Raw genomic sequence first — 23,917 nt, forward strand, 5'->3', positions numbered from 1 at the left:
CTGAGAAACCTATGTCTGCATTTCCGCTGAGAAGTTGTTGCATGGTTTTATCTGCAACCCTCATCAATCCACAGTTTATTGTTATTTCGTCTTCTAACAATACCTTCAGGCAGCTTTGGAGAAGAGCCACTGATGTTTACTATAAGCTCTTCATTTTTACTATCCCAAACAATGCTATCTACAATGGCTTTTAAAACCTCTCTCTTTTTAGACGTTTCCTTAATTAAATTCATAGTGGACTTAAAGTTTTTAAGACTCTCATTTATATATTCAATATACTCATTTAGAGTTTCCATAGGTTCCTTTTGTGACTTTAAACCTAATAGTTCTTCCTCTAACTTCTTGTTTTCCTCATTTAATTTACTAATTTCACCTTGAATTAAATTAATTATTGATAAATCTTCTAATAATGCTAGTTTTCTAATTAACCCTTGAATAGATTTTTTATTATCCTCAATGCTCTTATTAAGCTTTAAAATACTTTCATCTATTTCTGAATGAGCTGCTACCTCACTATTGTCCCTTTCTATCTTTGCAATAAGCTGATTTATATCAATAGCAGTAATTTTTGAAAGAATTAGATCTTCGGCTACTTCCGCATTAAGCATTTTGCTATCACACCTACTGGCAGCTCTGGCTTTTAAATTACATCTATAATACCTTGCAATATCACCTGTTTTTTTAATTTTCTTACTCCAAGAACTCATACCACTTCCACAAATTCCACAAACCATCATTCCTGATAGTAAAAACTTATTCCCCGTACCTGACCTAGGTGAAGCCTTCTCCATATTTTCATTATTGATTGCCTGACACTTTATCCAAAGCTTACTTGGTATAATCCCCTTATGATTTCCTACTGCAACTATCCACTCGCTTATTGGTTTATCCTTCTTTCCATTTTCTCGTTTATTGTAAGGCATGATACCATTAATACTATTAAACTCTCCGTAGGTTATAGCTCCATGGTTTTGAAAAAACTTTTCTATCCTCTCATCAGCAATAGCATACACTGGATTTTTAATAATTTGCTCCACAGAAGTTCTTGAAAACTCTCCACCAGTTTTACCCTTATAATTATTTTTGCAAAGGTAGGTTGCAACAGATGGGAAGCCTTTCTTTTTAATATAAAGATCATAAATTAGTTTTACTATTTCAATTTCTTCGGGAACTTCTATAAGCTTATACATCTTTTTATTTTTTCCACTTTCATCAACATACTCTACTGCTTCTGACTTATATCCAAGAGGAGTGGTTCCCCCAAGCCATCTACCTGTCTTAGCTAGTTCCATCATATTATCCCTAATTCTTTCAGCTATGGTTTCCCGTTCTAACTGTGCAAACACAGAGGATATATAAACCATAGCTCTACCTATGGGGGTTGAAGTATCAAACTGTTCTTTTATGGATATAAAATCAATATTCTTACCCTGTAATTCATCAAGGGTAGAAGAAAAATCAGCTACACTACGAGAAATTCTATCCAGTCGATAACAAATAAGAACATTAAACTTTTTATCCTTAGCATCCTTCATCATATTCTTAAAGCTAGGCCTATTTATATTTCCTCCACTAAAACCCTCATCCTTATAAATAATAAACTCCTTAACTCCTAGCCTTGAGCCATACTCCTTACATAATTGTATTTGGTTATCTATTGATTCTCCTTTTTCTGTTGCAACGGATTTTCTTGCGTATATAGCAGCTTTCATAGACACCTCCATAACTATATGAAAATAAAGACTTTAAATATTCAAAATTAATTTTTACATGAACACAAAAATCTACTTACTTTAAGTTTATGAAACTAAGTAGTGGGACTTGATTAAATAATGGGATTTAAAATAGGAATAATTTAAAATAGGGGTAATAATGTATTAATAGAAGCAATTTTAATATGGAGCAATTATGGCTAAGCCAAATATAAAAGTTAAGCTAAATTATCCTGAAACTGAAGATGAAATGAGAAAATATGAGGAAATTAAGGTAGAAAGTTTTTATAAGACTTTAAAGGGAATGCTTGATAAAGATGGTTTAAAGTTATTATTAAATGAACTTAAGAATGAAAATGTAATTTGATTGTATATGTAAATTTAGTATATGTAAAAATATAAAATTAACTCATAAGAGTATACGCAAAAAAATCCAAGGCGAACCTTGGACTCTTTTACTTTTTCATAATTAAATCAATTAATTCTTTTTTATCAAGAAGTAGTTCGTTTAAAATCTCTTTCTATAACTATTCCTTCTTTTTCTCTGCATAGCATCACAAAACTCATATTTATCTAATTGAGAATATTTATTAAAATCTATAACTAGACTGTTACCATATAAAATTGATTTAAGGCCTTCCTCACCATATTTCCAGACTATTATTCCAAAGAGAATATTATTTGGGTAACTCTCCATTTCCCCAACAATCTCTACATCAGTCCAATTAATAATTTTTGTTCTAAATAAACTTTTAACCTTTACATATTCATTTGTCACTTCTAAGTACTGTCTTTTTAAAATAGCACTAATGCAATCAATATCAAAATATATAATACCAATTAGAGCACAACTGAAAAACAAATCAATTATAAAATTTATTAGTGTAAGTGGATATAGCAGCATAAATATTTCCTTAAGGCTTGGTAATACTATAAAATTAAGCAATATTAGAAAAAATATATATAGCAAACTAATCCTAGAGTAATATTCTAACGGGAATTTATATTGCTTCACTATTTTTTTCTTATTTTTAAATATATTCTTTAGGTTGAAATTCATATTAAATACCTCTTCATAACTATACCTTACTTTTAATTGACTTCTTTGTTGCGTCTTCTAATGTGATATCTTCTTTACTTATTTATGATATTAAATTATGCCACTTAGATATTGATTGGCAATTTCATCCATCATAAACTACTCCCTATATCTATTATTGTTAATTCGCAACAAATTACTGTTAAATTCTTTGAGGAACTTCAAGCTGAAGCAGTTGCAATCTAAATTTCATTCCAAGTAATTTCACCAACTTTTATAGAGTTCTCTGCATAAAATTTTGCTTCATCAATTGTTGAATGCAATGTATCACCAATTACTTCCCACCCTAAATTACAATCAAACAAATAATAGTTTTTGTCTTTATCATATTTTGCTATTGCTAAAGCAGTAATAAATTCATCATGGTCTTCATACCTTACATAGCCAAAGTTATTTGATGCTTTATTGTCAGTGTATAATATTACTTTTGCACCATCAAGTGTATTTGGTACATACATTCCTATCACCTCTTTGCTTCACAGTTTTAGAAGACTATGCAACGCTATTCATCATATAACCACTCAAAATCATCATGCAATATAAATTCTTCCGAGTCGAATTCAAAATAAAAGTTTGAGCATATAATATTTATTTCGTTATACACATCGCCGTTATCTACCCCTAAATAAACATGCTTCAGTTGTTCTTTTATCTTCTTAATTGCTGGATTTGATCGCTTTTTTATTTTTTCCAATAGTTCAGATGAATCTAATATTGCTGAACGATAAAACTCACTCCATTCCCCGAACTCCATGCTGTATGGTATATTTGCATATAGTACTTCTGTAAATGCTAGAATTCCACTTTTGACTTTATAGGTGAATCCATGCTCTCTATCAATTCTATGAATTACTTTTAAAATATGAAAAATTACTGATTTATCTTTATGGTTTACCTCTAAACTTTCTATAACGGAGTCATACAAAAAAAGATCATCATTATCCCTATAATCAATATTATCCATATTAACCTCCCTATACTAATTGTTTAGTTAATTCACCATATATGAACATTACATCTTAACCTTGAATCTATTTATTGAATTATACAATCTTGTGCAACTATTTCAAGTGAAGAATGATCTTCTTCATCCCAATTTACAAACACAAATTTACGGAATGGCATTTGCTCTTTCATCTCACTAATTGAATAAATTATCATACCTTCAGCATTATTATAGCTTACTGATTTAACTTCTATAAACTTTACTATAATAATTTCTTTATCTTCACTTATTAAAGATACTTGAGTATTGGTTTTGTCTGACTCAATTGTTTTTATCCTACTATCATGTATTCTATAATCCCCAATGTGCCTTATGAAATTTCCATCATTCATGTATCTCATCTCCTAAGTTATTAATTGTATAATAGTTATAGTTTCCTAGCCTCATAAGATAATTACATTATAAGCTGTTTAAGATAAATCTAATTTAAATTTTTCTTTTATTTTGGGAACAACCTTATCTTGAAAACTATTTCTAATTTTTTCATTAACTAATAAAGCACTACAAGTATCATCTTCTGAAATTGAATAATTTTCTTCAGTTGATATGAGATATGTATACTCCTTTATATTCTTACCCTTTTCTAAAATAATGCAAATATAATCATAGGAGTTCTTTTCAATTAAATTTACTAATTCATTAGTATCTTGGGGAGAATACCAATATATATTTTCACCATCTTCTTGAGTCCAATAAAAGATATGTTCTTTGCTTATTACAACTGTTCTATTTAAAATAAACTCTTTTTCTTCATCACTAATACATTGATCGTCTTCCTCCGAAATAAGCCAACTTTCCTTAAAAGGAAACAATATTTGCTGATTATCGGACAAAAAACATTTAAGTAACTTTGCCTGTTCCTTACTATTCAAATAGAAGTTTAGAACTACGTTGTCTATAATTCTCACCAATCTCTATTCCTTTCCAAAGCTATTTCTTACGTGTATTTTTTATTTGCGACACCTAATACGAAAAAAGGTAACAAATCAAAGTGGACTTTTCCCAAAGGGTTCCAATTAATTAACTAATACAAAGGTGAATAAATTCTGTCAGTATCAGTATCTAATACATAATCAACCATAATATCATCTGAATAAACTAAACGTTCAAAATTATAAAGTCTGCAAAACACATTGGGAAAATCTTTTAATTCAAAAGTTATCTTTTTAGCCTGAAAATACATTTGCTTCAATTGTTGTTTAGAACACTTTTTACCTGTAAGCAAAATTTGACTGTTTAAAAAACCTTCAATCTCAATAATCAAAATATCACCACTGATTGCTAATCAGTTATATAGCTTAAATTTTCAATACTTCGTAATTTTTTACGATTGCCAATTCATTCATAAACTTGAAATCCAGTTTTCAATGCTTGTTCTTTATTGTAAAATAAAACAATTCCTATATCTTTCTTACTGATTTTCTGACTTGAAAACCCGCACCCCTTATTGTGAGGAATAAATTTACGTTTTGCAGTGTATCCTGCCAATAAAACATCTTCATCTAAAAGCCAAGCTTCTCTCTTATAAACTTTTTTCATAGTTTAAATACCTCTTTCGCAATTTCCTACTTTTATTACATAACTTAAGAATGTTGCGTACCAACTCATTTATCAGGATTCCTTTAATAATACTCTGATTTCATCAAATGACATTTCTTTATACCGGTTTGGTGAAAATAAAGTTGTAGTTGTCCTCTCCATTTTTGATAACAACTCGTGTATATCAATATCATCAGGCAACTTTTCTTTATTATGATTTATTAAGCAAATATATTCACCAGTTTCAGAATTAAATTCATGATGACTCACAACAGTTGTACAATCTAATATATCAAAGTATTGTTCTAATCTATCTATAATGGTTTCATATACAAACTCAAGCAAAGCATCCTTTTCAATCTTTATAACTCGGCATTTATTATTTTTTAAATGTTTAATCTTCTTACTTTTTGTCACTTCTTCATACCTCCAAAACCGAAAAACTTTACTTCGTACTTAATTACTGATGTGAATTAATATCTAATGTATTTTATAATAAAATTCTACATCTATATCCCAAAGTGCTCTTTAAACAAGGGATAATTATAAACATACATTTAAAATATAGATTAATATATTATTTCCTTTAGTGACAAATGTTATTATCTTAGCAATTGTATTAAATTTGTTGTACTATTAAAAAGATAATATTATCTATAAGCCCAAACAATATTAGAAATAGTTATCTAATTTAGAATATGAATTTTAAATTACTGCTATAATGAATCCTTTAAACCTTCATGTAGAGCATCAGTGAGCTTATTAAAATTTTTAGATATTTGCTTCATTTTTTCTTGTAACTTGTTCATATACTTTAGCATTGTATCCATATTATTCAGCATTGTTCCCATATTGTTTATAATGATTTGCATATCTACCTTTTCAATTTCTTCAGCTTCCTTATCTAAAGCTAACTCTAGAGTTAATTCACTTAATCTTTCTAATTGTGCATTTTTGATTATATTATTAATTGAACTTTTAACAGAATTAACGCTGGAATTTACTTCTTTGGTTTTTTCTATAACAACTTCAGGTGATTTATCCTCTTCTACTATTGTATTTTTTTCTATTTCTTTTTCAATATCGGATAAATTCTCATTTACTTGCTCCATTATCTTTTCTTGGTTTAGCTCATCTAATTTTTCTTCATTAGAACTTAAAAAACTTATTTGATCGCACTTATTCCATTTTTTTGTATCTGTATCCCACTCTAGACCTAATTCCAATTTAATATTTTTCTTAATAGCTGAAATAGTTATATCAGCTAGTCCCTTTGACTTTATCAGTGATCTTATAGTATTTGGATTTTCATTTCCTTCTATAGCCTCTTTATAAATTTCAAGTAAACTATCTTGTAAAGTTTTTTCAAATTCCATGTTAACACTCCATTTTACTTAAATTAATGGTGGGTCAACCCTCTGTTTCGGTATACCGAAACAGAGGGTTGACCTACCGTTATAAAAAATATATTCAACAATTCCCCATAAATTACAAAAACATATAACCCAATACTTAGGCTATATGTTTAAAGTAATTCTATTGTTGATATTGTCACACTTTCTAACTGTTTATTATATGAAACATAAACTTTATCAATAAAATGAATTATGAAGTTTCTTTTAGCAAATCGTGGCTTATTTACAGAATCAAATTCATTATCGTAATTGCAGCTCTGACTTAGAAATATTTTATTAATAAAGTTATTAACTTCCTTTTCAAAAGCCTCTGGCATAATTAGTGGTTTTTTAATCAAGCTTTCATATCTTTTCTCCACTTCTTCATACTTTACCAATATATTTTCATTATAAATGATTTGACTTTTAATTGCCTTCTGAATACTATTACTTTTTTCATCTACAATAAGTTTCTTCATAGTTTCATTTTTTTCTTTTAGTACTCCTATTCTTTTCTTTAACTCTTGAAGAAAGGATTCATTCGAGCTTTTTCTTTCATTAAAGTTCATCTCATAATAGTAATATAGTTCACTATATTCTTGCATTTTATTAGAAATAAGTTTATTAATATGCTGAAAAAATGCTGTTTCAACCTTATCTATAGGCATTCTATGATAGCATGTTTTATCATGCTTACCATTCTCATTATCACAATAATAAACAGGCTTTTTGTTCTTGCCTGGATTTTTATTTAACATCTTCTTTTTGCATATTTCACAATATAATTTATCCTTAAGAATAAATGGTGTTTGGTGAAGATATGGATCTGGATTTTCTTCTCTCTCTTTTCTAAGTTTTACTACTTCATTCCAATTAATTTTATTTATTATTTCAAGCTGTGAATTATGCTTTGCTTTAACAATATCTTCATGCTTTATAGGATTTCTTCTTCCTCCTCGTCTATTCCAAGCCACATTTCCTGTATATGTTTCATTCTTTATTATTGCTTCAACCTTCCCCTTCGTCCAAGATATATATCCATGTTGCTCATTCATTCTATTTGCTATTCTTTCATATCCCAGTCCTACTTGATATAGCTTAAATACTTCTTCAATAACTTTTCTTTCAAACTCAGATTTTACAAGTCTAGAATTTACCTTACCATGATTTCCTTTTACCGCTTTTCTTATATACCCTATTGGTATTCTACCACCAGCCCAAAGTCCTTTTTCAATGCAAGACTTATTCCCTTCCTTTACTCTTGTAGACAAAACCGAACTTTCAAGTTCAGCTACCGATGAAAGTATGAGATGAAGGAATCTATTGATGTTCTCATTTTCACTATTTAAGGATTCCCCCTTTTTTGTATAATGAATTTCAACTCCACATTTTTTTAACATAGACTCTATTTGTAGTGATTCTTCTACAACTCTTGATAGCCTATCTCTTGTATAAACAAGTAAATGCTTAAATTTATTCTTTTTTGCATAATGTATCAATCTTTGAAGCTGAACCCTATTTATAAATCCTGAGTCTTCTGACTCATAGTCTATTTCCCTGTTATAAAACTTTGATGCTGACGAATCTTCTATAAAAATAAGTTCATCAGGTATAATATATTTGTTTTCTGCAAATTTATCAGCTTGTTCTATTTGATTTTCTAGAGAATAACCCTTTTTGCTTTGTCTACTTGTAGATACCCTTGCATAAATTGCAGCTACGTCAGAATTCCTTGTATTCGACTGTGCATTTTTTAGATGATCCATTATTCAATACCACCTTTTCTACAAAACAATCAATTACTTCTTTTAGTGAATTCCAATTATCCTTTCTTTCTTTTATTTTCTTAATTATCAAATCAGATATTGAATCTGACTTTGAGTTTTTTATAAGTCTAACTTTGTACTTTTTATAATAGAGATCCTTCTTTATTATATTTTCTTCATCAACTAAGCTCTCAATAGATTTTCTTAAATACTCATCTGTTGGGTCCTCTGTTAGCCTTTCTACAAACTCTCTTATACACATAGCTTTCTTAGCTAACTCTTCTTCTCTTTCCTTAACTTCTTTATTAATTCTACTCTCTATTTCATTCTTAATTTCATTACATATATTAGAAGTAACCTTAGCGTCTAACAATTCTTTCTCAACCCATTTAATTACTTCCTCAAACTTAAATAAGGTTCCACACTTACCGCATTTATAATACTTTCTATTTGCTGTCATAGGTTTATTGCACTTCTTACAAAATACTACATTCAAAAGTACCTTTTTATATGGATTAAAGGATCTTTTATTACTATTTTCCTCAATTGCAGATAGCTTTTCTGCAATTTTATGCCAATCTTTAATTTCAACTATCTTATCTACATTCGTATACTCACGAAAATGATTTAGAGATATGTCTACTACATCCCCCGTACTAATTTCTATTAACTTAAAGCCATCAAATCTATGTTTCTCTTTATCTTTTAACTCTAGTCCAGCATAGATTGAATGAGTTAGTATATCTACTACTTCATGCTTTCTTAAATTGCTGGGAATTAACCCTTTAATCGCTAAACGATTAAATAGTTGGTCTATAGTTTTTATATCTTCTTCTAAGAATGTTTTAAATATAGCTTTAATATATCTTTCATGATTTTCATCTATCTTGTACTTTTTAATGCCATCTTCTTTTACAATCTTGTATCCACGTGGTTTATTCCTAAAATATTCTCCCTTCTCTATTTTCACTTTTAACCCTGCTTCTACTCTTTCTCTTATATATTTAGGCTCCAATTCTGCAACTGCCATAATAATATTATCAAGAAAACTGGATAGAGGTGAATTATCTATTGGAACCTGAAAATCGTTAGTAAAAAGAATCGTAACACCATATTTTAGTAACTTATTTTTTATCTCTAAGTAGTCGTCAAAAATCCTTGCTAGTCTATCTCGCCTAAAAACAATTAGATGTTTGAAATAACCAGCTTTTGCATCCTCAAGCATATTATATAATGCTTCACGATCCTTAATTTTATTTTTAGTAGCCGATATCTCTTCTTTATAAACTTTGTAAATTAAAAGATTATTTTGCAAAGCCATTTCTTCGCCTCTTGCTATTTGTGCTTCAATTGATTCACTTTGATTTTTACCTGATATCCTTGTGTAAATCGCCGCATAAGAATAGGGATTACTTATCATTTGTTTTATCATCTCCTGTTCTGATTGTACCTGTGTCACATTCCTCTCCTAATAGCTCATTGCTTTCTACTAACAAATCTATTAGAAATTTCATAAACCTATTACTAAAATCAACCTCGTCCTTAAAAATGACTTCTATTTCCTTATTCATATTGCATCCTCCTTTAGTGCTAATTAATAAATAATGCCTTATGCTTTAGAATTTTTTTTGCGAAATATCTCATCAATAGACATAGTGTATTTAAAATTGTGCCGAAGATAATAAAAACTGTATTGTTGTGGAAAACATCCAAACTTTGAATATATGCAGAAAAGAGTTTGGTAAACTTTATTGGAATTATAAATGTGTGATTTAGGGGGAATGTGCCAACCTGACTTGTAATCTATTATTTCTAATGTGTCTTCATCTACAAAGTGAAGTTTATCAACCTTAGCAAAGTATATGGTTTTGTTCTCATTTGCCTTTATAAACTTATCAACTAGTATGATTTCCTCTCCTTTATCCTTAGGATTGGAATAGTATTTAATTAAAGCACTTACTGCTCTCATTCTATAAATTTCTTCTTCTTTTTGGGAATTGTAGCCTAGTGATAACCAATTATCGTGTAAGATACTTAGTAAATTATCAAGAGATGTGACTTGACCACTAGGCTGTTGGTTGAACTTAGATAAGGTTTTGTGAAGGGTAATATCAAAAGATAGGTATTTATTGATAGGTTTACTCACTTTTAACACCGCCTTGTGATAATAGCATGTGCAAAAGAAATAATATTATTCACTAAAATGAATCCATTTTAATGGATTTAAGATAATAAAAAAAAAGACCTAGAAAACTAGATCTTAATTACTTTATATTTTTAACTTTAAAAGATGTTTCTATATTAAGCTTTATTTGACTTATCATTAACTTATTAAACTCTTCTTCATCCTTCACCATAGGTAAAAATTCCATATACATTTTAATAAATTCTTCTAAGAAACTTTGGAAAGATTCCTTATTCTTTATTTTGCTTAAATCAGCTTTTATACTTACGTTATCATAATTTTTAATCAAAGTTAGCTCATCATTATAATCATAAAATATCGGTACTTCCTTTAGTGGAATATCCAAGACTTGTACCATTTTATTTAATAATTCAAGTTGAAAAGAATCTGACTTTCCATTCTCAATATTATTTAATAATCCTGAAGAAATATTTAACTGCTCAGCTAACTCTAGTGTTGTTAAATCCTTTTTCTTTCTATATTCTCTTACCTTTTCCCCGAAAACTTTATATATCATGGACAACCACCCCTCCATACTAAATTATGGACAAGTTTTTTATAATTATACAGTTCCATTGAATTGTATAATTATAAAAGACGCACTTTAGGTTACATCAAAACACACATCCTTATCCACAATTTGTAATCCCTACTCCAAGTGTGTTGTAGTTACTCCAAAGTTTTCCCCATTGTAGCACAATGAATGGGAGTACTGTGTTAGGCGATAATACAATTTTGCAACTTGTTGAAATCATTTGAATGTTTCTTCTAATAATTTCTTTCTTATAAAACTCACTATCTCGTTTCCACATAATTTCTTCTTTACTCCATTTACTCTAACAAATAAGTTATTACCATTAATGAAGTATATTGCTGACCTATCATAAGATAACGGTGTTATGACTTCTATTATATATAAATCTTCTATAGCTTCATTTGAAGAATTTAAGATAGGATAATAATTGATTTCAAAATAATCTGGTGATATCGGTGGTTGAATATTAGCTAGATTATTGTAAATAATTCTGTTAATCTCGTCCTTTTTCTCAGGATTAGCTTTAACACCCTTAATAACCCTATCATTTGTTATCCCATAATATATTCTTCCACCTTGGCTATTTAAAAATGATGCTGCATATTCAGATATAGTGCTATTTATTGTATTTATAGGATTAAGTCCTACTCCCTTAATCTCTTTAAATTCATTTTCGTAATCCTCTATAATATCAACTTCACTGTCTAATACATAACCATGGAAATTATCTATTATCTCTTCATTACCCTTAGGATCAATTACACCACATGCTATCATATGAGCTGTCATAACTTTTTCCATAATTTCTTTATCTAATGAACCAATTTTATCTCTTAATCTTATTTTATCTATAGTTCTTACTTGTTCTAAAAGTACTACGCTATCACGATTTAAACCACAGCGTTGTGAACTTATTTCAACATGTGTAGGAATTTTTGCTCTGTTAATCTGTGAGGTTATTGCAGCAACTATTAATGTCGAAGAGTATCTATTGCCAATATCATTTTGAATAATAAGTACAGGTCTAATACCTCCTTGTTCTGCACCAACACTAGGAGATAAATCAGCATAGAATATGTCCCCTCGTTTGACTAGGTAATTTCCCATTATTTCATTCCCCCTATTAATCTTTCATGCTACTGTAATGCCGACTAACGTCTCGCACTCAAGGCGTTTCTTGACCTAGCCAGACTTGGCTTTGGTTCTTCGAAGGCTTAACCACGCTAAACCAAAGCAGACTTGAGTGCATTGATACGTCGGCTGTACCAAAAACTTTGCACTAAGTACCCTATTCATTACTTTAATCTATATGATGATTTTGAATTATTAAAACGAATATTACGTGCATTATAACCATATTTGCTCAACAAGAAGAAAATATCTTCTTCAGTTACTCGCGAACTAGGTCCAATATTAATTTCTGTTATAATATCTTTGATAATCAACTTATCAAATTCTAAATCTGCATAACCAATTATCTGGTCATTCCTAGCAAAATAATTGAGTGGGTTCAAAACATAGTTATTAAATCTTTTTTTCTGAGTAAAAATTTCTTTTAAGTCACCGTCAAAAGATTCAGTAGTCATATCTGGAGAATATATAATTCTTACTTCATCTTCTTCTTTAAAAGAGGGATTTTTCATATAGCAACTAATCTCAGCTAAATCATCACAAACAACTTCGCAGAAAGCATCAAATTCTTCAACAAAATACTCATTAAAATCATCACTCACTCTCAACTCGTCACATTCAAACATGTTTTTCATGTAGTTAATTGCGTTTTCAACAGCAAATTCTATTTCCTCTATCTGTTCATCTAATTCATATAAAACATCTTCAAAATAAACTTTATTCTTTCTGCTTATAGCTTTAGAAATTAACTGTGAACTAAATCCAATTGAAACCCCTTTTCCATCATCTCCATATGCTCTCCACTGACTTAACAAATCTCCATTTCTTGAAAAACACGTAATATAACTTGAACTCTCAACAGAATGTTTAAGCATATCTAGTATAAATGTAAGATGATTATATATTCCCTTATCATACCAATAATCTTCTTTTAAATTAATGGTAATTTTGCTTTTCTCAAATGCTTTAATAAGTGAATCTTCTAAAACATTAAGTATCCATTTGCGTTCCATATAGTCATTTGTTTTACTTAAGTCACATAGTCTTAAACTTTTATTTGAAATTATAGCTATAAATGTATCTAAGCTACAATAATGGTAAAAACATCTGCTCATGTAAACCTCCATTATATACTAGGTATAGTTGTCGTATAACGTCGCTTGTTTAAGACGTCGAGAATCCTAAAGCGACTGTGCACTTGGTTTCGCAGGTGCGCTTTGCAGTCTTCTCATACAAAGCGAACTTGTGCATTTTGTTGGACGTCGTTATTTTATCCATATATCACTATCTTCTAATGTTTTTATAACAATGCTCGCTAACTCTGCACCAACATAATCAAAATAATTGGCCCCAGAGTTCCCACAGTAATTTTCATGACTTTTTATAAAGTGCCCCCCTGCAATACTTCTATGTAATAGAGGTATTATTATTGGGGTGTCTTGTAAGTTAGAAGATATATTCTTCCTAAATTCATCCCCTAATCTTTCAGTTGTCCAAAAATTATATTTATGTTGCTCCTTTTGAAGCATCCTAAGAGTAAACTCATATGAAAAAGAACCAAATGTAAAAATTAATACTGGATTATGTTTATTACAAAGATTCTTCAAGATATTAATTTCATGGCAAAGTTCTGTAGACCATAACAGCTGATTTCTTTCTGGCTTCAAACTTACATCAGCCACTGCATTGCGAATATATATTTGAGAAGTTTCAATACGTTTTCGATTATTTCTATAAACTTTATCCTGCATCACATCAAATACAGAAGTAATAATATTATGCCTAATAGGGTGCCTAGAATCAAAAGGCTTATCTAATAAATTCTTCCATCTATCTGGTTCCGAATCACCAATAATCCATATTGGAAATTCAACGTTACCTGAACTCCTGTTCATAAAATTCCCTCCATTAAATTTGAAGTATATAATTTGTAGATTACGTGCCTTAAGTCTAGCTATAGCCTCTTGTACTCTTAACAAATCTTTAAGCAATATATTAGCTGGTGTACGAACATTAACCACATTCTTATATTTTATAAAAATACAAATTGCCTTCTGTGTGCGACTGCACTTGGGCTGTGAAATGTGACTTGCCGATACTTTATAATGTTTCAGTGCTTTTATTTAAATGACTTCATGGGTTATCCCGAATTTCAATTTTAGTCAAGCCAAGGCGCACGGCAACATTTTGTTAGGTGAAGTGCCTCTACTGTTTCGCATGTGAAATATATCATTTTATAATTAGCCTTCTCGCATCTTGCGCTTGTACAACTTTAAATCCTACGTTTTTATATAGCTTTAGTGCTTTCTCATTACTGGCTAATGCATTTAAATTCACGCTTGTTGCATTCTGTTCTAAACCTCTATTTATTGTAAATTCTAAAATTTTCTTACCGTAACCTTTTCCTTGGTATTTGATATTAACAAATAATAAATCAATTTCAGCATTTTTAACCATTGAGGCTCCTATAATTTCATTGTCTTCAAAAAATAGAAAAATGTATTCTTTTTCTTTAAGTGTTGCTTTTCTGTTATTTTCAATTGCCTCTTTACTTGCGCTTAAATACCAATTATATGGTTTAATATCATTTTCTCTTCTTAATACTGAGAAGGATTCACTTTCAAGCCTTATTTTATCCTCGTAATACTTATCTTCATATTTAACTGCACGAATATCAGGTTCATTAAATCCATCTCCCTTATATGCAAAACGATATACAGAATACCAATATTCAAATCCAATTTCATTAAATAACTGTTGCCAGTTTAGGTTATCTTTCACATGAAAAACCTCAATGAAATTTATAGATTTCTCTATAAAAAGTTTTTTAGCCTCTTCCCATAGTTTAAAGCCCACAGATTTTATTAACTCATTAGATATAACTCCCATTTCCATATAGCAATAACTACCACTTAAAATTAAATGCATAAACCCTTGAATTCCATTATCATCATATACCAAGATTTTAGATGCAGACTTTAAAGTTTCGATTTCTTCTGGCATTGCCTTATATTCTAATGTATATATCCTAATTATTTCATTAATATCAGATTGTTTATAATCTCTAATCATATTTATTCTCCTTTTTCTTTAATTAACATATACCTCTAATTATGTCCAGCATTTCACCTAACTAGTGGATTTCCGAAACTAATGTCGAGAATATCACCTTTATTCAACAAAATACATAAACCAATTATACCATTTATGTATTTTTTTTACACATAGTATTTGGGAAAAAGTCTCTTTATCTCCATTTCCCTCTAAAGAAAAAAGTTTACTGATCATCTCAGCAAACTTAATTCCTTCTTCTCTTTCTCTCAACTTTTATGTACAATGGTTCCACCTTAAGACCTGTGGTTTTGAAGTAGTTGTATCTGCTCCCTGCCCTGTGGTAAGTTCAATTTCTAGTCCTTCTTCTTTAAAGAAACCTTCATTCATTGCAGCATACATTGGTGCATAGAATATTGATCTAGTAACTTCATTAAGTCTTATCTTGGTCACTGTAGTGTCTTTCTTTGGCTGACAGCCCATAAAAGCTGTAGCAAAGATGAATAGAAATGTAACAACAGCTGTTAACTTGAGATATTTTTTCTTCATGGTTAGCCTCCTTAAAACTCTTCCTCTTAGTTCATTAATTTTTAGAACTCCTTGGAATTTAATTTTATGCTTTCGTCCTCGTGCATAGTTCATAATATGATTTAATGAGAAAAAGTGTTATTAAATAATAATTTACCAAAGCTTATTCTTTAGCTTTATTTCGAGAAAATGCTTTAAACCTCAAGAATGCCAAGGCTGTTAACCCTTGTTATTTTAACTATTCTTTATAAATCCATTAATTGCTTTTGTCACTAACTTATCTTCATATTTTCCATTAAAATTTTTAGTTGTACTAAAATAAGATATTGAGATTTTAAGCAAAATAAAAAGAGTGATAGACAAACTATCACTCTTTGATTCGTTCTTGAAGAAAACACTAAATATTGGTTAATACTTTGGATATATGAAAAAGCTTAAAACTTCGTGTCCCTATTCAAAAATAAAGGAAACTACTCTCTAAAAAAACAACTCTCCTGGTTTATATCCTTCAGGTAATTCTTCTTCACTTAAAAATTTGAAATTTTCATCACGTAATATTGGTAAAAATGCTTCGTATGGAATCCTTGCAAACTCACAGCCATAACTACTAGCTCCGAACCATTTACCTTCTTTGCTACTCAAATTTAAATCTCTAGCAAATTTTGTATGGTTTGAGCAATCATGAACTACTAAATCCCACTTTTCTTCGTCGGCTATTTTCATGAATTTCAGAGTTAATTCCCTACTCCAAATTGGAGATATATAGCCACGTCTAGAAATATACATGTTTTCTCCATAATAATTGTCTATGTTATTCTCATTTAAATGTAATTCTGCACAATTGATAAAATCCAGTTTTGTGTCTAAAATCGCCTCTTTTTTCTTAAAGAAAGCTTCGAAAAACTCAGGAGTCATTGGAGTTTCAATACCTACATTTTTAATGTATTTTTTCGCTATTCCAATATTCTTAATAACTTTATCAGAACAATTTGCAGCTCCCAAGTTGAAACGAATTTCGTCAAGACCAGCTTCACCTAATGCTTTCAATGTCTCTTCAGTAGCTAAAATACCATTTGTATATAGATGTTGATGAATCCCTGCATCTCTAAATTTCTTTACTACCGAATAGTATTTTTCAATTTCCATGAATGGCTCTAAATAAACATAGGAAATTCCAGTAGGTTTTTTGTAGGTGGAAAGAAGTAAATCAATATCCTTCTCATAAAATTTCGTGCCTCCAATTTCCCACATACCTTCCCCAACTGGAGGAATATTATCTAGTTCTCCATAATTGTAACAAAACTTGCACTCTATGTTACATTTGTTAGTTTTTCTAATTGCACTAAGTCCAGTTCCCATTAAACAAGAACTACATCCTTTTGGAAATTTGCTTTCACTTCCCACAAAAAAAGTTCTATTTTTCAGAGTTTTTAACTCTTTAATTTCTGACATTAATTTATCATTTCTGTTATCAATGGCTTCCTCAATTTGTGCAAAGGTAGCGTAAATGATTTCTTGTTGTTTTATCATTAGTTCCTCTTCCTCTGGCAACATTGAAAAAAACTCAAACCATGACAACGCATCTTTCTTCGAAATCTTCATAATATATCCTCCTCTAATTGTTCCTCCTGAAGACTAAATTTAAGTCTTCTTGCTGTGCTTTTTCACATATTCTTCTTCAGAAGACATACATGAACAAATCTAATTATATATCAATTGCACTATTTTGTATGTAAATAAAAAGTTCAAATTTAACATTATTCTTTAACATTTTCAATTTTTGCCTTACTAAACACAATATTGACAATTATGAAAGTTAATAATCCAACTAGAACTCCCTTGCCATTTTTTATATCCAATGTAGTAACTCCACTTTAAGATAACAAGTTGATTTACAGTACTAATGCCCTAATACCTTCTTAGACTTATAAACCAATACTTTAATTATACCACCCAGCAACCCCATCTACATCTAACACATTAAGGTAATCATCCACTATTTTACCAATCTATCCAAAACCTATTTTCAGCCTTATTTTGAAAAACACTTTGAAACGCAAGAGAACCAAGGCTGTTAACCTTGGTTCTTTTAACTTTTCTTTATCAAATTAATAAGTTCTTCTCTTGTTTTGCTTTGGATTCAAATTAAGCCTCATTCAAATTTTTTAGTATTAAGAAGTAGTATATGCAAAACTGAGGTGTTTAACTTTGGATTCACTGTATAAATTAAGAGGGTGATATTTTATCACCCTCTTAGTGCTTTATTAGGAATATGATATATCAACAATACTAAATATTTAGTAATGCATTTGAAATTTCCTCAAGTCTTTCATCAGTTATACCAAGTTTTTTCTTAAATGGTTCATCATCAATTCTTACAACTATTATTTTGTCTGGAGATATTTCCTTAATAACATTTTTCAATTTCTGAATTGATTCTTCATCATCGTTATAGCCCTTAATTATGGTAATTTCAAATATGAATTTACCATGGTATTGTTTATTAAAAGAAGCCATATTTGAAATATGTTCTTTCATTGTATACCCATCAATTGGTCTTTGAATTTTTTGAAAATGTTCTTCAGATATTACTTTTAGTTCACCAATAACTTCATCACACATATTGGCAATTCCTATATATTCATCCCTACCCAGCAGGTATCCATTTGAAAGTAATCTTACAGATACTCCCTTACCTTTAATTAAATCAATAACATCAACAATTTTATCATTTACAAATGCCTCGCCCTTTGAGTTAATAAAAACTAAGTCTACATTACTATTTTGTAAAATATTTTCTAGTTCTTTTAATGAATTCTCCATTTCATCAAATGACTTTTGATTATCCACCTTATTTTGTGATCTTCCAATAGGACAAAATATACAATCAAAGTTGCAATGTTTTTCTGGAAGTATGTTCACCTCCAGTACCCTTTTACTATCTTCAATATAAATATCTTTATAACTAAAACCACCCATCACCTTATCCCCCTCAAATTAATCTATTGTTACTTCTTTATTATTAATATCAAGAATTGAAGCCTTACATGTTCCGCCTAAACAATCCTGTACTATTTTCTCTAAATCTTTTAGTGCATTTTCAAACTCTTCTGTTCTTTTTTCATCAACTAATTCGATGCACAAAAAGGCATTCTTTGTATTTTCAGTGAGCATGGTTCTAACAGATTCACGCCAATTCCAGCATCTGCAAATTGCTCCCTCATTATCTTTATATATTATCTCACCTTCATAGGGTGGCTCATTTTTATCCGTTCCTAAGGTAACAAATTCTTCATTTCCAACTGCCTTAGTCAAGGTTATATCTCCACTAAATTTATCCATATCCTCACCACCGCAGGGCAATGCATATCTTAATGAAATAGAGTTGTAAATATCAACTAGAGGATTAATCGTCCCTAAATGGTTTCCATTATGTATTCTCTTTAGCAATGCCTCAATAGATGACCTTGCACCCTTCTTTGTTTTAAATTTTTGAAACGCCTCTCTCCATACTTTTATAACTTCGTTACCGCTAAATTCTGCATTCTGCAAATATTTTAAGGCTTCCTTTTCTGAACTTAAAAGCATTTCCTTATATGCAGCTTCATCTTTTATAGTGTTATCTATATCATGACACACAACAACTCCAATCCTTGCACTTGGAAATAGACTCCAAAACTCATCTTTAATGACAAACTTTTTCATTAAAAATCCTCCTTTATATTAAAATCGCATAGCTACATGTTTTACCCTAATTGCTTCTCTTTATCTTGAAGCAATGTTTGAATTTAATTTATACAAGAACCAGCTATGGTTCCATTAAGGCTTATGCTGATGACTAGGTTGAAATCTCACCATGAAAGCCCTTCTATAATATTGCTTATTTTTTATATTTTTAAACTCTAGCCATTATTACTCTACTGATATTAGCTTAAGACCAACTATTCCAATTACTATGAATCCAATACAAATTATACGCATTGCATTAACTGGTTCTTTAAATAAAATAATACCTAACACTACAGTGCCAACAGTTCCTATTCCTGTCCAAATTGCATATGCATTGCCAAGTGGTAAACTTTTTAAAGATAATGATAAGAAATAGAAACTTGCAATCATTCCTATAACTGTTAATATGCTAGGTAATATTTTTGTAAATCCTTGTGAGTACTTCAATCCCATTGCCCAGCCTACTTCGAAAACACCTGCTATAACTAAATAAATCCATTCCATAAACTTTACCTCCATAAATTAGTGTGTTAAATTGTATATTAATATCTCATGGCTTATTTAAAAGAAAACAAAAATAAAAAAAGCCATAAGAAATATTATTAAAATATCTCCCAGGCTTTTATCCTTCCGTGTACACAATTAACTGTGCGTTTTCTCTCGGACCTGCCAGTTATAAACTGCGGAACCCTAGAAAACTTAAATATATTAACTTTTTGTAATTTCTAATTTATAAGTTGCAACTTATGAATTTAATTTAGCATAGTAATAAATCTAAGTCAACTCAATTTTTCTTTGAAGAATTTTACTGTTAACCTTGGTTCCTTTAACTTTTCTTATTAAATCAATTAATTGATTCTTGTAACCCTCTAAGTGACTTTTAAGAAGATGCCCTACTAAATATATGTCCTATTAACTTATCTTTTTATGAAAATCCTTATTTAACTGCATTCATCAATATAGGCGTAACAAAGGTTTCTATCAATGCTGCTATGAGTAGTGCAGGAATAACAATAAATTTAAAAGCTTTTATTATCCGAGTAGCATGTCCATCAGATTCCTTCTTTGTGATTAGGTACCTTGTATTTCTCTTACATAACCATATACCTATACTGAAGGAATATAGTATCACAGGAATTTCAAATATTGCATGAGGAACTACTCCAGTTAAAAGTACCAGGAATACATTTTCCTTGAGAATACTGTATGACGCTAGTACCAATCCTAGTGCATATCCATTACTGATACAAGTAAAAGCTGGTATAAATACAAATGGAATCATTCCGAAAAAAATACTAAATACACATACTGTAAAATTGTGCAGAAAAATAATTATTGATTCCTTTAGTGTAAAAGGATCTGCATCTATATTGTAAGATTGAGCCATTTTCTCTATCAATGAACTAACATTATCCGGAAATACATTAAATATAATAAATGTTATAAGAGCTGTTCCGAAAAACAATATGATAGTTAACACAAAAAATTTCTTAATATTCCTATGCAGCTGTGCCAATTCTTCTATGTATATTTTCTTTAATATATCTCTTAGTGAATTTTTGGGAGGTATACTCTCTAATTGTTCATATGTTTCTTCTACTTTCATCTTGATATCTCCTTATATAAAGATTTATTAGTTCGTAATGTAAGAATATTCCTCATTCAAAGTGTTTACTTTTGAAACCTCTTACTTGTATTCATATAAATAACTCCACTAATCGCAGCTACAATAAATACCACATTCACACATGCTAAGATAACCCTAAAATCATCAAATTTTAAGAGTTTAGAAAGTGGAATAACGAATTGAATTAAACCTAAGATGAAAAGAAACTTTCCCATAAATTTAGATAGTGCTTTTTCATCTATTTTATTCTTTTCTTCCTGTGATGCAGTATTATATCCAGCAATCAAAAAATTTGCTTTTCCCGTATTAATTATTACAGCCAACACCCTTAATACTACAGGTGCAATAAACGACATAACCGTCTCCATATTACCCCACCTTATTGTAGTTAATACCTGAATTATTTCGCAACATTTTACAGTTGAGTCACAATATAAGAATGTGGTGAAGTAAAATACTGTAAAACTTACTTCTAGAAACGAAATCCTGGACAAATATTCTAATTACTTAACTTTGTTTTCTCTCTACAATTTCACCACTACTTTTCAAAATACTATTCTCTGGAATATAACCCCTCACAGAACATAATGGATAAACGATACTATCTTTTCCTAATATTGTCCCTGGGTTTAAAACTGCATTACATCCTACTTCCGATGAGTCACCTAAAATTGCACCAAATTTTCTTAAACCAGTTTCAATAATATCTGTACCATATTTTACTTTTACCAATGTTCCATTAGACTTTAAATTAGAGGTTATTGCACCTGCCCCTAAATGGGATTTATACCCTAATATTGAATCACTAACATAATTATAATGTGGAACCTGCACTTTGTTAAACAGAATTGAATTCTTAATTTCAGTTGAGTTTCCAACAACAACATCATTACCAATGATAACATTTCCTCTAATATAAGCAGAATGTCTGATTTCGCAATTATAACCAATTATCGCAGGACCTTTTATCAGAGCACTTTTTTCAATAGTAGTGCCTTTGCCAACCCATATAAATTCCTCTATTCTTTCAAAATCATTAGGCAGAGTTTTTGCGTATTCAAAAATAAAAGTATTAATACTTGCAAGAACTTCCCAAGGATACTTAACCCCACAAAATATTGCTTGTGCATCTAATTCACTCAATGTAAAAAGTTCATCAACATAAATCCCCATAATAATCCTCCTTAATGTATTTCGCAATAAATTATAAGGTTGTATCAACTATTAACCCAGAGTTTAATACAACCTTTAAAAAGATTGGATATTAATATCACCATATCCATTTTGCTTTGAAGTTTTTCAGACTATATTTAAAAATAATATTCATATTATAGTACTTTAAAAGGCATTTATAGCGGTTCCTTTATTTTTTACATTCAGCAATAACTATAGAAAACCATTCTCCCTGAAAAGGTAGTAAATCAAGATCATTTTTTTCTCCTATTGATTCCCCAATAGTTATCATATCTGTACTCTCAAACCCTGCTTCAATATGAGCTTCTTCCACTCCAGTTTTTATTGTGAATTCTTCTGCGCCAATAACCTTATTTTCTTCACAGAATCCCTTTAGCGTTTTAAATCCTTCAGAGTCTTCTTTAATAATCACATAACTATCAAGCAATGGTTGTCCCACTTTTAGTACCCTTTTAGCTTCTTTTATTCCATCAGGCGCAATATTTAGCATGTTAGCAATTCCAAAAAGAGACAAAGCAATATCAATTGTATTATCCTTAAAAGGCAGATTGGTTGCATCACAAGCTATATAGTTTGCTTTTATTTGAGGATTAATTTTTTTAGCTCTTAATCTATCATTTTTTAATACTACAAAGCTCAAGTCCGTACATATTATTTGTGATTCAACTTTCAGTTGTTTCACCATTTCTATAAATAATGCTCCCCTACCAGTTGCAATATCTAATATAAATTCATTCTCTTTACTATTTATTCTATCAATCATATACTTTTTAACTTTATCCACTAATATTGTTTGGTTTTTGGGATTTGCCTCTGATGATATTTTATCCATTTCCTCATCATTATACTGTTCATAAGCTTCTGTCCAATTATTTGCAAACTCTTGCTCTACGGAACCGAAATTTATTACTCCCTCCCTAATAACCCAATGATGACCATCCTTACAGCTTAATTTTCCTTCAACAATCTCACTGTTTTCTTCGCTTTCAATAGTTAAACTTAATTCCCCATTACATTTTGGACATTTTAATAAACCAAGAATTTCTTTATACATCCTTCATTAACCCCTTTTAATTAAAAAATATATATAACAATAAAATTTATAAACAAACTAATTTTTTCTTAAATCTAATTAATATAATAATTATTTTCATCTATATTAATAATCCACTTTATTTTACTGTTATATCATATTTTACCATATTCTTGCTCTAGGAGTATATCTAATTTCTCCTTGATATGTTTTTATGGTTCACCTAATTTCCTTAAGGTAATACTCATAAGTTTATTAAAATATTTGAATTTTATTTCCATTAATTTATCATCAATTAATCAGAAAGAAGTGCAAATACATTATTTTACTGTTATTATGGTAATATATGTAGATTTACTAAAATAAAATATCAAATTCTAAGGAGGTG

General features: G+C 29.6%; 29 protein-coding genes, 1 pseudogene and 1 riboswitch. Of the genes and pseudogenes, 1 reads left to right on the forward strand and 29 read right to left on the reverse strand.

The window, feature by feature from the left end; all coding sequences use genetic code 11:
• Positions 1–47: 47 nt before the first annotated feature.
• Positions 48–1,712: a recombinase family protein gene (locus RR409_RS11930; RefSeq protein WP_332557985.1), complete on the reverse strand. Its 1,665-nt coding sequence runs from the start codon at positions 1,710–1,712 to the stop codon at positions 48–50.
• A gap of 196 nt (positions 1,713–1,908) precedes the next feature.
• Here RR409_RS11930 and RR409_RS11935 point away from each other — a divergent pair, with 196 nt between their 5' ends.
• Complete coding sequence (locus RR409_RS11935) at positions 1,909–2,079, forward strand: hypothetical protein (protein ID WP_332557986.1); 171 nt, start codon at positions 1,909–1,911, stop codon at positions 2,077–2,079.
• A gap of 141 nt (positions 2,080–2,220) precedes the next feature.
• On the opposite strand, the gene RR409_RS11940 is transcribed toward RR409_RS11935, so the two are convergent.
• From RR409_RS11940 to RR409_RS12075, 28 genes and pseudogenes are all read right to left on the reverse strand, one after another.
• Positions 2,221–2,616 carry a hypothetical protein gene (locus tag RR409_RS11940; RefSeq protein WP_332557987.1) on the reverse strand — a complete coding sequence of 132 codons (396 nt, stop codon included), beginning with the start codon at positions 2,614–2,616 and terminating at the stop codon, positions 2,221–2,223.
• Positions 2,617–2,993: 377 nt separating this feature from the next.
• Complete coding sequence (locus RR409_RS11945) at positions 2,994–3,269, reverse strand: hypothetical protein (protein WP_332557988.1); 276 nt, start codon at positions 3,267–3,269, stop codon at positions 2,994–2,996.
• A 44-nt stretch (positions 3,270–3,313) separates the two neighbouring features.
• Positions 3,314–3,775, reverse strand: a complete 462-nt coding sequence (locus RR409_RS11950) for a hypothetical protein (protein WP_332557989.1) — start codon at positions 3,773–3,775, stop codon at positions 3,314–3,316.
• A gap of 71 nt (positions 3,776–3,846) precedes the next feature.
• Positions 3,847–4,149, reverse strand: coding sequence for a hypothetical protein (locus RR409_RS11955; RefSeq protein ID WP_332557990.1), 303 nt, complete (start codon positions 4,147–4,149; stop codon positions 3,847–3,849).
• A 78-nt stretch (positions 4,150–4,227) separates the two neighbouring features.
• Positions 4,228–4,728: a hypothetical protein gene (locus tag RR409_RS11960; protein WP_332557991.1), complete on the reverse strand. Its 501-nt coding sequence runs from the start codon at positions 4,726–4,728 to the stop codon at positions 4,228–4,230.
• A gap of 113 nt (positions 4,729–4,841) precedes the next feature.
• Positions 4,842–5,081: a hypothetical protein gene (locus RR409_RS11965; protein ID WP_332557992.1), complete on the reverse strand. Its 240-nt coding sequence runs from the start codon at positions 5,079–5,081 to the stop codon at positions 4,842–4,844.
• Positions 5,082–5,155: 74 nt separating this feature from the next.
• Positions 5,156–5,356, reverse strand: a complete 201-nt coding sequence (locus RR409_RS11970; protein ID WP_332557993.1) for a hypothetical protein — start codon at positions 5,354–5,356, stop codon at positions 5,156–5,158.
• A 72-nt stretch (positions 5,357–5,428) separates the two neighbouring features.
• Entirely contained in the window at positions 5,429–5,773 is a 345-nt protein-coding gene (locus RR409_RS11975; RefSeq protein WP_332557994.1) for a hypothetical protein, read from the reverse strand.
• A 299-nt stretch (positions 5,774–6,072) separates the two neighbouring features.
• The gene (locus RR409_RS11980) at positions 6,073–6,732 is read right to left on the reverse strand and encodes a hypothetical protein (protein ID WP_332557995.1); all 660 of its coding nucleotides are present in this window, start codon (positions 6,730–6,732) and stop codon (positions 6,073–6,075) included.
• Between the two features lie 149 nt (positions 6,733–6,881).
• Positions 6,882–8,516, reverse strand: coding sequence for a recombinase family protein (locus tag RR409_RS11985; RefSeq protein WP_332557996.1), 1,635 nt, complete (start codon positions 8,514–8,516; stop codon positions 6,882–6,884).
• Positions 8,473–9,975 carry a recombinase family protein gene (locus RR409_RS11990; protein WP_332557997.1) on the reverse strand — a complete coding sequence of 501 codons (1,503 nt, stop codon included), beginning with the start codon at positions 9,973–9,975 and terminating at the stop codon, positions 8,473–8,475. Before RR409_RS11990 ends, RR409_RS11985 begins: the two co-directional genes overlap by 44 nt.
• Positions 9,926–10,087 carry a hypothetical protein gene (locus tag RR409_RS11995; RefSeq protein ID WP_332557998.1) on the reverse strand — a complete coding sequence of 54 codons (162 nt, stop codon included), beginning with the start codon at positions 10,085–10,087 and terminating at the stop codon, positions 9,926–9,928. The genes RR409_RS11990 and RR409_RS11995 overlap by 50 nt, the downstream gene beginning before the upstream one ends.
• A gap of 38 nt (positions 10,088–10,125) precedes the next feature.
• On the reverse strand, positions 10,126–10,662 hold the full coding sequence (locus tag RR409_RS12000; protein ID WP_332557999.1) for a hypothetical protein: 537 nt from the start codon (positions 10,660–10,662) through the stop codon (positions 10,126–10,128).
• A 118-nt stretch (positions 10,663–10,780) separates the two neighbouring features.
• A complete protein-coding gene (locus RR409_RS12005) occupies positions 10,781–11,218 on the reverse strand; it encodes a helix-turn-helix transcriptional regulator (protein ID WP_332558000.1) in 438 nt (145 codons plus the stop codon).
• Positions 11,219–11,452: 234 nt separating this feature from the next.
• Positions 11,453–12,013: an ATP-binding protein gene (locus RR409_RS12010; protein WP_332558057.1), complete on the reverse strand. Its 561-nt coding sequence runs from the start codon at positions 12,011–12,013 to the stop codon at positions 11,453–11,455.
• Positions 11,996–12,343 (reverse strand): annotated as a pseudogene (locus tag RR409_RS12015) (type II toxin-antitoxin system PemK/MazF family toxin); the annotation flags it as partial. The gene RR409_RS12010 and the pseudogene RR409_RS12015, both read right to left, overlap by 18 nt.
• 188 nt (positions 12,344–12,531) lie before the next feature.
• Entirely contained in the window at positions 12,532–13,482 is a 951-nt protein-coding gene (locus RR409_RS12020; protein WP_332558001.1) for a DUF2971 domain-containing protein, read from the reverse strand.
• A gap of 150 nt (positions 13,483–13,632) precedes the next feature.
• Positions 13,633–14,262 (reverse strand): hypothetical protein, encoded by a 630-nt coding sequence (locus tag RR409_RS12025; RefSeq protein ID WP_332558002.1) that lies wholly within the window; start codon positions 14,260–14,262, stop codon positions 13,633–13,635.
• 334 nt (positions 14,263–14,596) lie between these two features.
• On the reverse strand, positions 14,597–15,439 hold the full coding sequence (locus RR409_RS12030) for a GNAT family N-acetyltransferase (RefSeq protein ID WP_332558003.1): 843 nt from the start codon (positions 15,437–15,439) through the stop codon (positions 14,597–14,599).
• Positions 15,440–15,694: 255 nt separating this feature from the next.
• Entirely contained in the window at positions 15,695–15,967 is a 273-nt protein-coding gene (locus RR409_RS12035; protein WP_332558004.1) for an ABC transporter substrate-binding protein, read from the reverse strand.
• Between the two features lie 456 nt (positions 15,968–16,423).
• Positions 16,424–17,548: a radical SAM protein gene (locus tag RR409_RS12040; protein WP_332558005.1), complete on the reverse strand. Its 1,125-nt coding sequence runs from the start codon at positions 17,546–17,548 to the stop codon at positions 16,424–16,426.
• Between the two features lie 687 nt (positions 17,549–18,235).
• Positions 18,236–18,925, reverse strand: a complete 690-nt coding sequence (locus RR409_RS12045; protein ID WP_332558006.1) for a radical SAM protein — start codon at positions 18,923–18,925, stop codon at positions 18,236–18,238.
• Positions 18,926–18,943: 18 nt separating this feature from the next.
• On the reverse strand, positions 18,944–19,651 hold the full coding sequence (locus RR409_RS12050) for a B3/4 domain-containing protein (RefSeq protein ID WP_332558007.1): 708 nt from the start codon (positions 19,649–19,651) through the stop codon (positions 18,944–18,946).
• Positions 19,652–19,858: 207 nt separating this feature from the next.
• Positions 19,859–20,179 carry a quaternary ammonium compound efflux SMR transporter SugE gene (sugE, locus tag RR409_RS12055; protein ID WP_332558008.1) on the reverse strand — a complete coding sequence of 107 codons (321 nt, stop codon included), beginning with the start codon at positions 20,177–20,179 and terminating at the stop codon, positions 19,859–19,861.
• Positions 20,180–20,284: 105 nt separating this feature from the next.
• Positions 20,285–20,380: riboswitch (guanidine-I (ykkC/yxkD leader) on the reverse strand.
• A gap of 232 nt (positions 20,381–20,612) precedes the next feature.
• On the reverse strand, positions 20,613–21,281 hold the full coding sequence (locus tag RR409_RS12060) for a stage II sporulation protein M (protein ID WP_332558009.1): 669 nt from the start codon (positions 21,279–21,281) through the stop codon (positions 20,613–20,615).
• Positions 21,282–21,346: 65 nt separating this feature from the next.
• Positions 21,347–21,670 carry a DUF3784 domain-containing protein gene (locus tag RR409_RS12065; RefSeq protein ID WP_332558010.1) on the reverse strand — a complete coding sequence of 108 codons (324 nt, stop codon included), beginning with the start codon at positions 21,668–21,670 and terminating at the stop codon, positions 21,347–21,349.
• Between the two features lie 139 nt (positions 21,671–21,809).
• Positions 21,810–22,475: a UDP-N-acetylglucosamine pyrophosphorylase gene (locus RR409_RS12070; RefSeq protein ID WP_332558011.1), complete on the reverse strand. Its 666-nt coding sequence runs from the start codon at positions 22,473–22,475 to the stop codon at positions 21,810–21,812.
• Positions 22,476–22,665: 190 nt separating this feature from the next.
• On the reverse strand, positions 22,666–23,550 hold the full coding sequence (locus RR409_RS12075) for a class I SAM-dependent methyltransferase (protein WP_332558012.1): 885 nt from the start codon (positions 23,548–23,550) through the stop codon (positions 22,666–22,668).
• Positions 23,551–23,917: the final 367 nt, after the last annotated feature.

Origin of the sequence: Clostridium sp. (genome assembly GCF_036642255.1) — a bacterium.
Classification (GTDB): domain Bacteria; phylum Bacillota; class Clostridia; order Clostridiales; family Clostridiaceae; genus Clostridium_J.

Excerpts from the sequence above, each read along its gene's own strand:
- RR409_RS11935 (WP_332557986.1), top strand. The coding sequence starts at position 1,909 with ATGGCTAAGCCAAATATAAAAGTTAAGCTAAATTATCCTGAAACTGAA.
- RR409_RS12035 (WP_332558004.1), bottom strand. The coding sequence starts at position 15,967 with ATGAAGAAAAAATATCTCAAGTTAACAGCTGTTGTTACATTTCTATTC.
- RR409_RS11945 (WP_332557988.1), bottom strand. The coding sequence starts at position 3,269 with ATGTATGTACCAAATACACTTGATGGTGCAAAAGTAATATTATACACT.
- RR409_RS12050 (WP_332558007.1), bottom strand. The coding sequence starts at position 19,651 with ATGAAAAAGTTTGTCATTAAAGATGAGTTTTGGAGTCTATTTCCAAGT.
- sugE (WP_332558008.1), bottom strand. The coding sequence starts at position 20,179 with ATGGAATGGATTTATTTAGTTATAGCAGGTGTTTTCGAAGTAGGCTGG.
- RR409_RS12075 (WP_332558012.1), bottom strand. The coding sequence starts at position 23,550 with ATGTATAAAGAAATTCTTGGTTTATTAAAATGTCCAAAATGTAATGGG.
- RR409_RS11985 (WP_332557996.1), bottom strand. The coding sequence starts at position 8,516 with ATGGATCATCTAAAAAATGCACAGTCGAATACAAGGAATTCTGACGTA.
- RR409_RS11980 (WP_332557995.1), bottom strand. The coding sequence starts at position 6,732 with ATGGAATTTGAAAAAACTTTACAAGATAGTTTACTTGAAATTTATAAA.
- RR409_RS12065 (WP_332558010.1), bottom strand. The coding sequence starts at position 21,670 with ATGGAGACGGTTATGTCGTTTATTGCACCTGTAGTATTAAGGGTGTTG.
- RR409_RS11955 (WP_332557990.1), bottom strand. The coding sequence starts at position 4,149 with ATGAATGATGGAAATTTCATAAGGCACATTGGGGATTATAGAATACAT.
- RR409_RS11940 (WP_332557987.1), bottom strand. The coding sequence starts at position 2,616 with ATGCTGCTATATCCACTTACACTAATAAATTTTATAATTGATTTGTTT.
- RR409_RS12040 (WP_332558005.1), bottom strand. The coding sequence starts at position 17,548 with ATGAAGATTTCGAAGAAAGATGCGTTGTCATGGTTTGAGTTTTTTTCA.
- RR409_RS12030 (WP_332558003.1), bottom strand. The coding sequence starts at position 15,439 with ATGATTAGAGATTATAAACAATCTGATATTAATGAAATAATTAGGATA.
- RR409_RS12020 (WP_332558001.1), bottom strand. The coding sequence starts at position 13,482 with ATGAGCAGATGTTTTTACCATTATTGTAGCTTAGATACATTTATAGCT.
- RR409_RS12005 (WP_332558000.1), bottom strand. The coding sequence starts at position 11,218 with ATGATATATAAAGTTTTCGGGGAAAAGGTAAGAGAATATAGAAAGAAA.
- RR409_RS12025 (WP_332558002.1), bottom strand. The coding sequence starts at position 14,262 with ATGAACAGGAGTTCAGGTAACGTTGAATTTCCAATATGGATTATTGGT.
- RR409_RS12045 (WP_332558006.1), bottom strand. The coding sequence starts at position 18,925 with ATGGGTGGTTTTAGTTATAAAGATATTTATATTGAAGATAGTAAAAGG.
- RR409_RS12010 (WP_332558057.1), bottom strand. The coding sequence starts at position 12,013 with ATGATAGCATGTGGTGTAATTGATCCTAAGGGTAATGAAGAGATAATA.
- RR409_RS12070 (WP_332558011.1), bottom strand. The coding sequence starts at position 22,475 with ATGGGGATTTATGTTGATGAACTTTTTACATTGAGTGAATTAGATGCA.
- RR409_RS11930 (WP_332557985.1), bottom strand. The coding sequence starts at position 1,712 with ATGAAAGCTGCTATATACGCAAGAAAATCCGTTGCAACAGAAAAAGGA.
- RR409_RS11970 (WP_332557993.1), bottom strand. The coding sequence starts at position 5,356 with ATGAAAAAAGTTTATAAGAGAGAAGCTTGGCTTTTAGATGAAGATGTT.
- RR409_RS11995 (WP_332557998.1), bottom strand. The coding sequence starts at position 10,087 with ATGAATAAGGAAATAGAAGTCATTTTTAAGGACGAGGTTGATTTTAGT.
- RR409_RS12060 (WP_332558009.1), bottom strand. The coding sequence starts at position 21,281 with ATGAAAGTAGAAGAAACATATGAACAATTAGAGAGTATACCTCCCAAA.
- RR409_RS11950 (WP_332557989.1), bottom strand. The coding sequence starts at position 3,775 with ATGGATAATATTGATTATAGGGATAATGATGATCTTTTTTTGTATGAC.